The organism is Streptomyces sp. NPDC088387, assembly GCF_044753385.1.
Lineage (GTDB): Bacteria > Actinomycetota > Actinomycetes > Streptomycetales > Streptomycetaceae > Streptomyces.
Genome location: NZ_JBIVNC010000022.1, coordinates 1 through 12,977, shown reverse-complemented (window position 1 = coordinate 12,977; position 12,977 = coordinate 1). Strand labels below are relative to the sequence as shown.

Below are 12,977 nucleotides of genomic sequence, written 5' to 3'. Positions count from 1 at the left end.
GAACGGCGGGTTCGGTGAGGTCAGTGGGTTCGGTGAGGTCAGTGGGGCCGGTGAGGGCGGCGGGGGCGGTCACCCGGCGGCCAGGTCCGGCCAGACCAGCGCCGCCGAGCCCCAGGTGAGGCCGCCGCCGAAGCCGGTGAGGACGACCCGGTGGCCCGGCAGCAGCTCGCCGTCGGCGGCGGCGTCCCGCAGGGCGAGCGGGATCGAGGCGGCCACCGTGTTGCCGACCCGGTCGAGGTTGGCCACGATCTGCTTCTCCTCCAGGCCGAGTTGCTCACCCACGGCGTGCAGGATGCGGATGTTGGCCTGGTGCGCCACGACCTTGTCGAGATCGGCCGGCGTCCACCCGACCCGCTCCATCAGCTCCTGCGAGGAGCGGCTCATGTTCAGCACGGCCTGGGTGAACACCGGGCGGCCGTCCATGGTGAAGAAGTGGTCCCCGGCGTCCGCCGGTCCGCCCGTGGAGCGCTGCCGGGAGCCGCCGGCCCGTACGGTGATCAGGTCGGCGCCCGAGCCGTCGCTGCCCAGGTCGAAACCGAGCAGCGCACCCGGCTCGTCCGCCTCGCCGGCCCGCAGCACCACGGCTCCGGCTCCGTCGCCGAAGATGGCCCGGGTGGTGCGGTCGACCGGGTCGAGGATCGTGGAGAAGGTGTCCGCGCCGATCACCAGGGCCCGCTCCGAGACCCCCGCGGTGATCATCGAGGACGCGGTGGCCAGGGCGTACACGAACCCCGTGCACACGGCGGCCACGTCGAAGGCGGGCACCGGGCCGAGCCCCAGCCGGTGGGCGACGTCCGGCGCGGTCGCCGGGCAGGGCCGGTCGGGGGTGCTGGTCGCCAGCACGACCAGGTCCACGTCGGCCACCGGGGCCGTACGCCGGGCCGAGGCGAGGGCGTCCGCACCGGCCGCCACCGCGAGATCGGAGGTGGCCTCGCCGGGCGCGACGACATGCCGGGACCGGATTCCGGTACGGGTCCGGATCCACTGGTCGGAGGTGTCGAGCTGTCCGGCCAGCTCCTCGTTGGAGACGGCCGTCGTGGGCAGCGCGCCGCCCAGGCCGCACAGGACCGCGGCGCGGCTCATGAGACCAGCTCCTCGGTGGTGTGCGGCGCGTCCTCGTGCGAGGAGACGACGGCCGTGAGCCGGGCGCGCCCCGCGCGGAACGTGCTGCCCGCCCGCCGCAACGCCGTACGCACACCGGCCGGTTCGGGCGCGACGAGGGCCGCGACATGGCCGTCCGGGCGGACCAGCACCGCCTTGGGCGCCGTGCCCAGCAGCGGGGTGAAGCCGGGCCAGGCGGAGATGTCCCGTACCGGCACCCCGGCGGGCGCGGCGGCGGTCACCGCGTCGCGGGCGGTGACCCACCCGGCGTCCTGCCGTTCGCCCGCCCACAGCAGCAGCGTCAGCCGGGCCGGGTCGATCGAGGGCCAGCGTTCGGCGCCCGGCTGGGGTGTGCCGTGCGCGGCGAAGAGGGGGAGCCGGTCGCCGACGCGGACCCTGCGGGTCAGTCCGGGCAGGGTGTCGCGCAGCGTCTCGGCGGGCCGGTAGCTGACGTCGTGCTGGGCCATCAGCGGGGCGCCGAAGCGCTGGAGCACGCCGGTCCGGTGGGCGAGGCGTACGGCGCCGTCGCGCAGGGCGAGTTCGTGGCGCCGCTTGAACAGGCCCCAGCTGGTCTGCTTCGCCGTGGTCAGCACGATGCGTTCGGCGGCGAGGTGGCGGTCGGTGTCGTAGGTGTCGAGGATGCCCGGCTCGAAAACGCCGTTCACCACTCCGGCCAGCTTCCAGGCGAGGTTGACCGCGTCCTGGATGCCGGTGTTCATGCCCTGCGCGCCGGCCGCGCTGAACACATGGGCGGCGTCGCCCGCGAGGAAGACCCGGCCCGCGCGCATGGTCTCGGCCACCCGGCGCCGGGCGCGGAAGATGGTCGACCAGGCCAGCTCCCCGACCATCCCGGGCCGCGGGGAACGCTCGTCGACGAACTTCTGGAACAGCTCCGGCGGCGGCCCCTGCTCCCCCTGCCAGTCCGGCACGCTGATGGCGAGCCGGAACTGGCCGCCGCCGAACGGCGCGATGCCGAGCGCACCCGAGCGGGAGTAGCCGTAGACCAGTGCGTGCGGGTCCATGTCGCCGGCCACCGGTCCGTCGCCGATCGCGAAGAGCACGTCGTTGCCGGAGCCGAGGAACTCGATCCCGGCGAAGCGGCGCACCGCGCTGTGCGCGCCGTCCGCGCCGACCACCCAGTCGGCCTCGACGGTCTCGGTGGTGCCGTCGGCCCGCGTCAGCTCGGCGACCGGCCGGGGGCCCGAGGTGTCGAGCCCGGTGAGCGAGCCGAACTCGATCTCGCCGCCGTACGCGGCCAGCCGGGTGCGGATCACCTCCTCGGTGGTGTCCTGCGGGACGACCACACCGAAGGGATAGGGGGTGTCGGTGAGCCGGCTCATCTCGATGGCGCCGAGCGGCCGCTTGTCGGAGTAGTACTCCACCGAGTCCAGCCGGTTGCCCAGCTCGATCAGCGGCTCGGAGACGCCGATACGGCCGAGGAGTTCGAGGCTGCGCGGCCAGACGACGCTGGCCCGGGAGTGCTGGACGGGGCCGGCGGCCGCGTGGTCGACGAGCCGGACCGGGACGCCCTGCGCGAGCAGTTCGGTGGCCAGCACGAGCCCCACGGGACCGGCGCCCACGACGAGGACGGGACGCCGCTCACCGGGGCCCTCGCGCGGAGGAATCGTCATGACAGTGCCTTTCAAGGGGTGAGAACGGGACGAGGTGAGAACGGGACGAGGTGGGGGTCGGGAGAGGCGGGGCGGTTCAGGTCCGCTGGACGACGACCGCGGTCCAGGTGAATCCGGCGCCGGCGCTCAGCACCGCGGCGTACTGCCCGCGTTCGAGCCGGTGCGGCCCGGACCCGGCGGCCAGCGCGGTCAGGTTGGACAGCAGGTCGCCGGCGCCCAGATGGCCGGTGCGCTCGCCCAGGTCGACCTGCGGCGCGTCCGTGACCTCGGCGACGGCGGGCCCGTACACGTCCCGCGCGGTGGCCCGGCCGAGCCGCGGCAGCAGGACCGCGCTCAGCCGCGGCCCGACCGGCCCGAAGCCCGCCTCGTCCAGCGCCGCGGCCAGTACGGCCGAGGTCTCCCGCCGCAGCCGGTCCAGGAAGGGCGCCTTGCCGTGGTCGGTGAAGTACGCCTTCTTGGTGCGCCGGACCTGCACGGCGGCGCCGCCCTCGTGCGGTACGTCGTGGAAGACCCCCACGTCACGGTGGGCGCTCTCCAGCTCGGGCACCGCCCGGGTGTGCAGGGCGCGCAGGGCCAGCGCGCCCTCCGGGACGGGGCCGGCGCCGACGACGGCCGCGGTGGCGCCGTCGCCGTACCAGACGCCGTAGTCACCGCCCCACCGGTCGAAGCCCGGCGGTGCGAAGCGGTCGGCGGTGGTCACGAGGACGGGGGCGCCGCCGGGGTCCGCGGCGAGCTGGTGCGCGGCGAGACGCAGGGCGGCCCCGGCGCCGTTGCACATCTGCTGGATCCCGGTCGGGACGGCCTCGCGGGCGCCGGTCTCGGCGGCCACGAAGTGCGCGGGGGACCAGAAGTCGTGGCCCTGGTAGTAGGTCCAGGCGTGCAGGACGGCGGAGAGGTCACGGGCGGCGACACCGGCCAGGGACAGGGCGCCGCGTGCCGCGCGCACCGCCATCTGCGGGGCCGACAGGCCGGCGGAGACGGGCAGTTGCTCGTAGCCCATCGCGTCCGCCTCGTTGGCGGTCACCCGGCCGGCGGCCAGCGCGTCCGCCGTCTTCTCGGCGGTCGGCGGCAGCCACTCGGCGGGCGCGAGCCAGATCTCGGCGGTGTTCACGCGCACTCCTCGCCGTCGAGCAGCGGAACGCCGGTCGACGCGGTCGTGGTGTGCATCTGGCCGGAGGCGATGACGTCACCGTCCTGCTCGAAGTCGATGTGGAAGGTCCGCAGGTCCGGCAGCATCAGACTGAGGTTGTCCTCGTGCGTGTACGGCTCGGTCTTGCGGATGTGGACCGACACCGGGGCGTCCAGCTCGGCGTACCGGGTGAAGGAGAACTCGAAGCCGGCGACCGTGCTGCGGCTGACCGAGGCGCCCCACAGGTCGGAGACGCCGAGCAGGCAGAGCTGGCGGGCGGCCTCCATGAGGACCATGCCGGGCACGTGGTCCTGGCCGTGGTCGAACATGCTGCGGTTGTCCAGCGGGACCCGCACGGTCGCGGAGGCGTTGTCGCTGCCCACGGTCGCGGAGGCGAGCACCACGTTGGCCGGGTCGCTGCGGCCGACCAGGTGCGGATCGACGTAGGCCGTCTCGCGCTTCAGGTCCTGGAACGGCACCAGCGGCCGGCCGCGGCCCTGGAGGCGGACCGTCTCGTAGACCTCGGACGGGATGTAGCCGACGTCCATGCGGACGAAGCCGAGGCAGCGCTGGGCGAGCTTCATGTCGATGCCGAACGTCAGCCGGCGTACGTCGCCCGGGGTGCCGCGGCGGTTGGTGGTGCGCACGGAGATCCGCAGCTCGCCGGGGCGCTCCTGCCGCGGGATCGTGAGCAGGCCGGGCAGCTCCATCGACCAGGACCGCAGCAGGAACTTGCTGCTGCGCGAGACCCCGGCGTACTCGTGGCCGCCGTAGGTCTCCGCCTGCCGGCAGCACTCCAGGAGCAGCATCGGGTCGGGGCTGCCGAGCCGCGAGGTGTGGCCGGTGTAGTAGGCGTGCAGCGGGGGGAGTTGGGCGGCGGCGAGATACTCCTCCTCACCGGTCTTGCGGGCGTCCGTGAGAAACACCTCGGACAGCGCCCAGCGGTGCAGGAGAGAACGGTCCACGGTGCGCATGAATTCAAGGTTCGCGGCGCCCGGAAGGCAGGACTTCTGTTCGGCGCGGGTCATCTCTTTCGTCCTCCTGATACGGCGTGAGACGGAGCGGAATTCCCTTTCCCCTCACGTGATTTCACGTACTTTCATTGTCGAGGCGGGTCGCCAATCGCCGGCTAAAAGCGAACTCAAGGAGCGGGCGGCCGGCCGGTCCACGCGAGCGGACCGTGATAGCCGTTCTGGGCGCGGTCCCAGGTCGCCCGGGGCACGGCCGGCTCGGCGGCAGGCCCGGCCGCCGCCGCGCGCGCCCGTACGGCCGTCAGTACGGCGACCAGCGCGGCCAGTTCGTCGGGGCTGGGCTCGCCGCGCACCACACGGAAGGCGGCCTCGCGCAGCACGTCGGCCGGGAGCGGGGCGGTGTTCCCGGGCCCGCTCACAGCGGGGTGATCCCGTGCTTGCGCTGCGGCAGCGCCCGGTGCTTGGTGCGCAGCATGGCGAGCGAACGGGCCAGCACGGCACGGGTCTCACCCGGCTCGATCACGTCGTCCACCAGACCGCGTTCCGCCGCGTAGTACGGGTGCATCAGCTCGGCCTTGTACTCCTTGACCATCCGCGCCCGCATCGCCGGCGGATCGTCCGCGGCGGCGATCCGGCGCCGGAAGATGACGTTGGCGGCGCCCTCCGCGCCCATCACCGCGACCTCGTTGGTGGGCCAGGCGAACGACAGGTCCGCCCCGACCGAGCGGGAGTCCATGACGATGTAGGCACCGCCGTACGCCTTGCGCAGGATCAGCTGGATCCGCGGGACGGTGGCGTTGCAGTAGGCGTACAGCAGCTTGGCGCCGTGCCGGATGATGCCGCCGTGCTCCTGCTCGACGCCGGGCAGGAACCCCGGCACGTCCAGCATGGTGACCAGCGGGATGTTGAAGGCGTCGCACAGCGACACGAACCGCGCCGCCTTCTCGCTCGCCCTGATGTCGAGCACCCCGGCGCTCGCGATCGGCTGGTTGGCGACCACACCCACCACGTGCCCGTCGATCCGGGTCAGCGCGCACACCACGTTGGCCGCCCAGGTCGGCTGCACCTCGAAGTACTCGCCGTCGTCGACGATCTCCTCGATGACCTCCCGTACGTCGTAGCCGCGCGCCGGGTCCGCCGGGACCAGGTCGGACAGCCGGTCGGTACGCCGGTCCGCCGGATCGTCGGCGGCCACCGCGGGCGGCGCCTGCCGGTTGTTGGAGGGCAGGTACGACAGCAGATGCCGTACGTCCTCCAGGCACCCCGCCTCGTCGTCGTACGCGAACGCCGCGACCCCCGACACCGACGCGTGCACGTCGGCGCCGCCGAGCTCGTCCATGCTCACCCGCTCGCCGGTGACCGCCTGCACGACGTCCGGGCCGGTGATGAACATCTGTGCCACGCCCCGCACCATGAAGGTGAAGTCGGTCAGGGCGGGGGAGTAGGCGGCGCCGCCCGCGCACGGGCCGAGGATCACGCTGATCTGCGGGATGACCCCCGAGGAGCGGGCGTTGCGGCTGAAGATGCCGCCGTACCCGGCGAGCGCGGTCACCCCCTCCTGGATGCGGGCGCCCGCCCCGTCGCACAGACTGACCAGCGGAGCGCCGGACGCCTCCGCCAGATCCATCAGCTTGTGGATCTTCGCCGCGTGGGACTCGCCGAGCGCGCCGCCGAAGATGCGGAAGTCGTGCGCGTAGACGAAGACCTGGCGGCCGTCGACCGTGCCCCAGCCGGTGATCACACCGTCCGTGTGCGGGCGGCGCTGCTCCAGGCCGAAGCCGGTCGCGCGGTGCCGGCGCAGCGGCTCCAGTTCGGTGAACGACCCCTCGTCGAGGAGGAGTTCGACGCGTTCGCGGGCGGTGAGCTTGCCCTTCGCGTGCTGCGCCTCGGTGGCCCGCACGCCGGGCCCCGACCGGACCTCGGCCCGCAGCCGGCGCAGCTCCTCGACGCGGGCGTGCACGGTGTCGGGACGCGCGGGCTCCGGCTCGGCGAACGGCACCGGACTCTCCGCCGGTGTTCTCTCCTTCTCCGGTTTCTCGACCACGGTGGTCATGCCTGGTCCTCCCATCCGGACGTCCTCTCGAACGGGCCGCCCATCAGCAGGATTCGGGGTGCCGGACAATGCCTGACTCAAGGCGGGAAAAAGCCGCCGATTCCTTTTGCGCGGCTTGAGTGAAAACCGATCCGGGACTTGAGCGGACCCCCCGGACGATATTCCCGGCCGTCATCGGACACACCGAGAGGGAAGATCATGGTTGCGCAGGTTCACGGGTCCACCGCCGAGTCGCGGTACGCCGCTCTGTTCCCCGGTCAGGGGGTGCAGCGGCCCGGCATGGGCGAGCCGTGGCGGGACACCCCGTCCTGGGAACTCGTCGAGTCCGTGTCCCGGGCGTCCGGCTTCGACGTCGCCGAACTGCTGCTCTCCGCCGACCAGGAGACCCTGTCGCGCACCGACCACGCGCAGATCTCGGTGTTCACCGCGTCCCTGCTGGCCTGGTCGGAGTTCCGCCGGCTCGACCCGGAGACCCATGTGGTCGCCGTCGCCGGACACAGCCTCGGCGAGTACTCGGCGCTGGTGGCCGCCGGGGTGTTGTCGGTCGCCGACGGTGGCTGGCTGGTCGGCGAGCGGGGCCGGGCGATGGCCGCGGTGGCGCGGCAGCGGCCCGGGGCGATGGCCGCCGTCATGGGCGGCGGGATCGACCAGGTCGCGGAGCTGGTGGAGTCCGCTCGCGCGGAGGGCGCCGACCTGTGGGTGGCCAACCACAACAGCCCGCGGCAGACGGTGATCGCGGGGAGCCGGTCGGCAGTGGAGTCTGCCGGGGTGCGGGTGGCGGACGCCGGTCTGCGCTACAGCGTCTTGCCGGTCGGCGCGGCCTGCCACACGCCGTACATGGAGGCGGCCGGTGCGGCGTTGCGGCGGGCGCTTGAACTGGTGGACTTCCGGGCGGGCGCGCTGCCGGTCGTCGCGAACGTCGACGCCGCCGTCCACTACGGCGGCAGTCGCTGGCGTGAGCTCTGCGCCCGCCAACTGGTTGGCCGGGTCCGCTGGGTGGACACCCTGCATGTCCTGCACGAGGACCTCGACGCCACGGCCTTCCTGGACCTGGGCCCCGGCACGACCCTCACAGCCCTCACCAAACGCACCCTCCCCACGGTCCCGTCAACATCCCGAGTACCGGCCCCGCACTAGCCCCGGGGGCATTGGCGCGGCCCGGCACCAACGGGGTGCCACCGCGCCAACACGATTGCCCGCAGCTACGCGGCTACGCGGGGTCGTCGGGAGGCTTTTAGGGGCGCGGGGAACTGCGCGAGCGGCCACGACGCTGCCGCACCCGACCGGCGGCCGTTGCCTCCAGGGGCGCGGGGAACTGCGCGGGTGGTACGGCGATTTCAGGCGGCGGCGATGGACGTCCGTACCGCCCTGACAAGGGCCTGCGCCCGCGGGTCCGCCGTCACGCTCTTTCGGAAACCGTTCGTGACATAGCCGAAGGCGACCCCCGACTCGGGATCGGCGAAGCCCAGCGCACCGCCACGCCCCGGATGCCCGAACGACGCACGCGAGAGCAACGGCGACGCACTCCCGTCCAGCATGTAACCGAGCCCGAACCGCGTACCGATCACCAGCACCCGATCCGCCCCCGCCGACCGCTCCCCCCGAGCCAGCTCCACCGTCTCCGGCGTGAACAGCCGCACCCCACCGTCCACCTCCCCGATCAGCGACGCGTACACCCGCGCCAGCCCGTCCGCGGTGGCGATCCCGTTGGAGGCGGGAAGGACGGCGGCACGGTACCCGGCGTCGTTCTCGTCCGGCGCCGGCGTGATCGCGCCGAAGGCACGCCGGGTGAGCGACCCGGGATCGGCGTAGGCCTCGGACACGGCACGCTTCGGCCGGGCCCGCAGCCCCCCGGCGCCGGACTCCGGCGGGTCGATCCGGCCGACCCGCCCCACGCGCGCGGCCTCGGCGGGCGGCAGCCCGAGCCAGAAGTCGGCGTTCACGGGACCGGCGATCTCGGTGGCGATCCACTCGCCGACGGACCGTCCGGTGACCCGGCGCACGAGCTCCGCCGTCAGCCAGCTGTACGTCTGCGCGTGGTAGCCGTGGTCCGTGCCCGGCTCCCACACCGGCGCCTGCGCCGCCACGGCCCGCGCGGCGAACGCGAGGTCGGCGGCCTGCTCGGGCGTGAGCGGCCGGTCGAGGGCGGGTACGCCGGCGCGGTGCGCGAGCAGGTGCCAGACGGTGGTGCGTTCCTTGCCGGCGGCCTTGTACTCCGGCCACCACTCGCCGACCGGTGCGTCCAGGTCCAGCTCGCCGCGCTGGTGCAGCAGGAGGAGTACGGCGGCGGCGACGCCCTTGGTGGCCGAGCGCACGATCTGGGCTGTGCCGTGGTCCCAGGGCTCGGTGCCGTCTACGTCCCGTGTGCCGGCCCAGAGGTCTACTACGCGGTGTCCGTCGCGGTAGACGGTGACGGCCGCGCCGCGGTCGCCGAGGGTCTCGAAGTTCTTCGCGAACGCGTTTTGGACCGGTTCGAAGCCGTGGGCGACCGTGCCCTGTATGTCCACGACAGCACTCCGTTTCGGTGGTGGGCCTCTGCACTGGCGGTAACACCGCGAACTTCCCCGGGATTCCACTCCGGGTGCGGCCCGGTGGGACCCCTTCGCACAGTTCCCCGCGCCCCTGAAACGACCGGCCGTCGTCCGGGTGCGGCCCGGTGGGGCCCGTTCGCGCAGTTCCCCGCGCCCCTGGTACGACCGGTCGTCGTTCGGGTGCGGCCTGGTGGGGCCCTTTCGCGCGGTTCCTCGCGCCCCTGGAACGACCGGCCGTCGTCCGGGTGCGGTGCCAGCTCGGCCGGGGTCGGAGTGCCCACCTCAGGGGCGCGGGGAACTGCGCGAAGGGGCACGACGGTGCCGCGCCCGCCCGACGGCCGTCACCCCCAAGGGGCACGACGTGCCCGCAGGCTCACGCGCTTCCGACCGCGCGGGGGTCGAAGCCGAAGGGGAGTTCAAGGCGATGGGCCCGCATCAGGGTGTCGTCCGCGAGGAGGTCGCCCGTCGGCCCGTCCGCCGCGATCACCCCCTCGCTGAGGATCAGCGCCCGCGGACACAGCTCCAGGGCGTACGGCAGATCGTGCGTGACCATCAGCACGGTGACGTCCAACGACCGCAGAATGTCGGCCAGTTCACGCCGCGACGCGGGATCGAGGTTGGAGGACGGCTCGTCCAGGACAAGAATCTCCGGCTCCATCGCCAGCACCGTGGCGACCGCCACCCGGCGGCGCTGGCCGAACGAGAGATGGTGCGGCGGCCGGTCCCTGAACTCCGCCATACCCACCTGCCCGAGCGCCCGGTCCACCCGGGCCTCCAGCTCCGCGCCCTTGATCCCGGCCGCCGCCGGCCCGAACGCGACGTCCTCCCGCACGGTCGGCATAAAGAGCTGGTCGTCCGGGTCCTGGAAGACGATGCCGACCTTGCGCCGGATCTCGGCCATGTGCTTGCGCCCGACCGGCAGCCCGGCCACGGTCACCGTGCCGGCGCCACCGTCGAGGATGCCGTTGAGGTGCAGGACGAGCGTGGTCTTGCCGGCGCCGTTCGGCCCGAGCAGTGCCACGCGCTCGCCGCGCAGCACACGGAAGTCCACGCCGAACAGGGCCTGGTGTCCGTCTGGATAGGCGAACGCGAGGCCCGAGACCTCCAGAGAAGCTTCCGTCACAGCACCCATCCCAGCAGACAGACCACCAGCGCGGCGAACGGGAGGGTCAGCGCGTACGACCACTGCGCCCGGGACGCGGTCACCTCGTCGATCACCGGCATGGCACCGGCGTACCCCCGGCTGATCATGGCCAGATGGACGCGCTCGCCGCGCTCGTAGGAGCGGATGAACAACGCGCCCGCCGACTTGGCGAGGACGCCCCACTGGCGCACACCACGCGCCTCGAAGCCGCGCGACTCCCGCGCGATCCGCATCCGCCGCATCTCGTCCGTGATGACATCGCCGTAGCGGATCATGAAGGACGCGATCTGCACGAGCAGCGGGGGGAGCTTCAACCGCTGGAGGCCCAGGAGCAGTTCGCGCAGTTCCGTCGTGGAGGCGAGGAGTACGGACGCGGCTACGCCGAGCGTGCCCTTCGCGAGCACGTTCCAGGCGCCCCACAGTCCGTTGACGCTCAGCGACATACCGAGCACCTCGGTGCGCTCGCCCTCCGCCACGAACGGCAGCAGTACCGCGAACGCCACGAACGGCACCTCGATGAGCAGCCGCTTCAGCAGGAACCCGGCGGGCACGCGCGCGAGGGCGGCGACACCCGCCAGCAGCACCGCGTACAGCCCGAACGCCCACATCGCCTCGCGCGGTGTGGAGACCACGACGATCACGAAGCCGAAGGTGGCGGCGAGCTTGGTGTGCGGGGGCAGCCGGTGCACGGGCGAGTGCCCGTGCCGGTAGAGCCTGTGCGCGTGCCCGGCACCCATCCGCGGGTCAGACGTTCTCTACGGTGGTCGACGACGGCGAGGTGTCGTCGCTGCGGCGCCGGCGCACCGCCCAGAAGATCCCGCTGCCCGCGACGATCGTGGCGGTGACGCCGATGACGCCCGCGAGACCGCCGGACAGCCGGGCGTTGTCGACGTCCTTGACGCCGTAGTCGGCGAGTGGCGAGTCGGCGTTGGTGTGCTCCTCGGCGGAGTCGATGAACCCCTTGTCCTGGGCGACCTTCTCCAGGCCGTCGGGGCTCGCGGAGGCGTAGAAGCTGACCACACCGGCCAGCACGAGGGAGGCGGCGAGGCCGCTGAGCCACACCGCGCGGTGCGAGGTACGGGCGGCGACGGGCACGGGCTCGGCGGCCGGCGCGTCCACCAGTTCCCCGCCGACCCGCAGCTTCAGCGGGCGGCGCAGATCGCGGGCGCCGTAGACGAGATCCGGCCGTACCGCGATCACGGCGCCGACCGTGAGGGCGGTGATCGCGGCCTCGCCGATGCCGATGAGGATGTGCACACCGACCATCGCGGTGGTGACCTTGGCGAGGGAGACGTCGGTGGTGCCGCCGACCGCGTACAGCGCGGTGAAGGCGAGCGCGGCGGCCGGCACCGAGATCAGCGCGGCGACGAAGGAGGCGGCCGTCACCGTACGGCGGCCGTTCGGCAGCACCTTGACCAGACCGCGGAAGACGGCGTAGGCGACGACGACACCGACGATCGCCATGTCGGTGATGTTGACGCCGAGCGCGGTCAGACCGCCGTCGGCGAAGAGGATGCCCTGCATCAGCAGGACGACGGATATGCACAGCACGGCCGTGTAGGGGCCGACGAGTATCGCCGCCAGCGCCCCGCCCAGCAGATGTCCGCTGGTCCCGGCCGCGACCGGGAAGTTCAGCATCTGCACGGCGAAGATGAACGCCGCGACGAGTCCGGCGAGCGGCGCGGTGCGCTCGTCGAGTTCCCTGCGCGCGCCGCGCAGGCTCACCGCCACGGCGCCCGCCGCGACGACTCCGGCCACCGCGGAGGTGGGGGCATCGATGAATCCGTCAGGTACATGCACGGTTCGATGATGTGGCTTGATGCGAACGCTGTGCAAGAGCGTCCTGGTATCGGGAACGTCTCGTATGCGTGTACGGAGGGTGCCCGGGAGCGCAACCGGGAAAGTGTGCGACATTGGAGTGGGAGCGGATCCACAGCTTCCGCACAGGTCACGCTGGGTAAGGGGCCGCACGATGTCTGTAGTCGAACAGTACGCACGAGCCCACATCGTCACCGACACGGACCTTCCCGAGGCGAGCGACGTCGTCCCCGTGGTGCTCCGCTACGACCCGGAGGCCGACCCACGATCCGTGCGGATCGGTCTGCCCGGCCCCCACGAGTGGACGTTCTCCCGCACCCTGCTCGAACAGGGGCTGCGCGCCCCCGTGGGCACGGAAGAGGTCCGGGTGTGGCCCTGCGGAAGGGTCCAGGCGGTCGTCGAGTTCCACTCGGCGCAGGGTGTCTCGGTGGTGCAGTTCGACGCGAAGACCCTGATGCGCTTCCTCCGCCGCACGTATCTGGCGGCGGAGCAGCCGGTGGCGCGCTAGTCTTCTGAGTCGGGAATTCTGTTCAGATAAGAGGCGAGGCGTTCAAGGATCTCGTCTGCGGTCTTGGTCCAGAGGTAGGGCTTGGGGTCGG

The 12,977-nt window shown here is 72.7% G+C and carries 12 protein-coding genes; 2 read left to right on the top strand and 10 right to left on the bottom strand.

Annotated features, from left to right (window positions below):
• Positions 1–69: 69 nt before the first annotated feature.
• From ACIQAC_RS37785 to ACIQAC_RS37760, 6 genes are all read right to left on the bottom strand, one after another.
• Positions 70–1,083, bottom strand: a complete 1,014-nt coding sequence (locus ACIQAC_RS37785) for a beta-ketoacyl-ACP synthase III (protein WP_402199635.1) — start codon at positions 1,081–1,083, stop codon at positions 70–72.
• The gene (locus tag ACIQAC_RS37780; protein ID WP_402199632.1) at positions 1,080–2,732 is read right to left on the bottom strand and encodes an FAD-dependent monooxygenase; all 1,653 of its coding nucleotides are present in this window, start codon (positions 2,730–2,732) and stop codon (positions 1,080–1,082) included. The genes ACIQAC_RS37785 and ACIQAC_RS37780 overlap by 4 nt, the downstream gene beginning before the upstream one ends.
• A 76-nt stretch (positions 2,733–2,808) precedes the next feature.
• Positions 2,809–3,843 carry a 3-oxoacyl-ACP synthase gene (locus ACIQAC_RS37775; protein ID WP_402199629.1) on the bottom strand — a complete coding sequence of 345 codons (1,035 nt, stop codon included), beginning with the start codon at positions 3,841–3,843 and terminating at the stop codon, positions 2,809–2,811.
• Complete coding sequence (locus ACIQAC_RS37770) at positions 3,840–4,889, bottom strand: AfsA-related hotdog domain-containing protein (RefSeq protein WP_402199627.1); 1,050 nt, start codon at positions 4,887–4,889, stop codon at positions 3,840–3,842. Before ACIQAC_RS37770 ends, ACIQAC_RS37775 begins: the two co-directional genes overlap by 4 nt.
• A 113-nt stretch (positions 4,890–5,002) precedes the next feature.
• Entirely contained in the window at positions 5,003–5,251 is a 249-nt protein-coding gene (locus tag ACIQAC_RS37765; protein ID WP_402199624.1) for an acyl-CoA carboxylase epsilon subunit, read from the bottom strand.
• Complete coding sequence (locus ACIQAC_RS37760; RefSeq protein ID WP_402199621.1) at positions 5,248–6,885, bottom strand: acyl-CoA carboxylase subunit beta; 1,638 nt, start codon at positions 6,883–6,885, stop codon at positions 5,248–5,250. Before ACIQAC_RS37760 ends, ACIQAC_RS37765 begins: the two co-directional genes overlap by 4 nt.
• 198 nt (positions 6,886–7,083) lie before the next feature.
• On the opposite strand from ACIQAC_RS37760, the gene ACIQAC_RS37755 reads away from it, so the two are divergent.
• Positions 7,084–8,022: an ACP S-malonyltransferase gene (locus ACIQAC_RS37755; protein WP_402199618.1), complete on the top strand. Its 939-nt coding sequence runs from the start codon at positions 7,084–7,086 to the stop codon at positions 8,020–8,022.
• A 200-nt stretch (positions 8,023–8,222) separates the two neighbouring features.
• Here the strand turns inward: ACIQAC_RS37755 and ACIQAC_RS37750 are convergent, their stop codons facing one another.
• The 4 genes from ACIQAC_RS37750 to ACIQAC_RS37735 form a co-directional block, all read right to left on the bottom strand.
• Positions 8,223–9,392, bottom strand: coding sequence for a serine hydrolase domain-containing protein (locus tag ACIQAC_RS37750; RefSeq protein ID WP_402199615.1), 1,170 nt, complete (start codon positions 9,390–9,392; stop codon positions 8,223–8,225).
• A gap of 397 nt (positions 9,393–9,789) precedes the next feature.
• Positions 9,790–10,548: an energy-coupling factor ABC transporter ATP-binding protein gene (locus ACIQAC_RS37745; protein ID WP_402199613.1), complete on the bottom strand. Its 759-nt coding sequence runs from the start codon at positions 10,546–10,548 to the stop codon at positions 9,790–9,792.
• Positions 10,536–11,297 carry a cobalt ECF transporter T component CbiQ gene (gene cbiQ, locus ACIQAC_RS37740; protein WP_402199610.1) on the bottom strand — a complete coding sequence of 254 codons (762 nt, stop codon included), beginning with the start codon at positions 11,295–11,297 and terminating at the stop codon, positions 10,536–10,538. The genes ACIQAC_RS37745 and cbiQ overlap by 13 nt, the downstream gene beginning before the upstream one ends.
• 7 nt (positions 11,298–11,304) lie before the next feature.
• Positions 11,305–12,360, bottom strand: coding sequence for an energy-coupling factor ABC transporter permease (locus tag ACIQAC_RS37735; protein ID WP_402199608.1), 1,056 nt, complete (start codon positions 12,358–12,360; stop codon positions 11,305–11,307).
• Between the two features lie 172 nt (positions 12,361–12,532).
• Between ACIQAC_RS37735 and ACIQAC_RS37730 the strand changes: the two genes are divergently transcribed.
• The gene (locus ACIQAC_RS37730) at positions 12,533–12,886 is read left to right on the top strand and encodes an SsgA family sporulation/cell division regulator (protein WP_402199605.1); all 354 of its coding nucleotides are present in this window, start codon (positions 12,533–12,535) and stop codon (positions 12,884–12,886) included.
• Positions 12,887–12,977 lie beyond the last annotated feature (91 nt).

What these genes read in the sequence shown, in the direction of transcription:
- ACIQAC_RS37785 (WP_402199635.1), bottom strand. Translation starts at nt 1,083, where the DNA reads ATGAGCCGCGCCGCGGTCCTGTGCGGCCTGGGCGGCGCGCTGCCCACG.
- ACIQAC_RS37780 (WP_402199632.1), bottom strand. Translation starts at nt 2,732, where the DNA reads ATGACGATTCCTCCGCGCGAGGGCCCCGGTGAGCGGCGTCCCGTCCTC.
- ACIQAC_RS37770 (WP_402199627.1), bottom strand. Translation starts at nt 4,889, where the DNA reads ATGACCCGCGCCGAACAGAAGTCCTGCCTTCCGGGCGCCGCGAACCTT.
- ACIQAC_RS37760 (WP_402199621.1), bottom strand. Translation starts at nt 6,885, where the DNA reads ATGACCACCGTGGTCGAGAAACCGGAGAAGGAGAGAACACCGGCGGAG.
- ACIQAC_RS37755 (WP_402199618.1), top strand. Translation starts at nt 7,084, where the DNA reads ATGGTTGCGCAGGTTCACGGGTCCACCGCCGAGTCGCGGTACGCCGCT.
- ACIQAC_RS37745 (WP_402199613.1), bottom strand. Translation starts at nt 10,548, where the DNA reads ATGGGTGCTGTGACGGAAGCTTCTCTGGAGGTCTCGGGCCTCGCGTTC.
- cbiQ (WP_402199610.1), bottom strand. Translation starts at nt 11,297, where the DNA reads ATGGGTGCCGGGCACGCGCACAGGCTCTACCGGCACGGGCACTCGCCC.
- ACIQAC_RS37730 (WP_402199605.1), top strand. Translation starts at nt 12,533, where the DNA reads ATGTCTGTAGTCGAACAGTACGCACGAGCCCACATCGTCACCGACACG.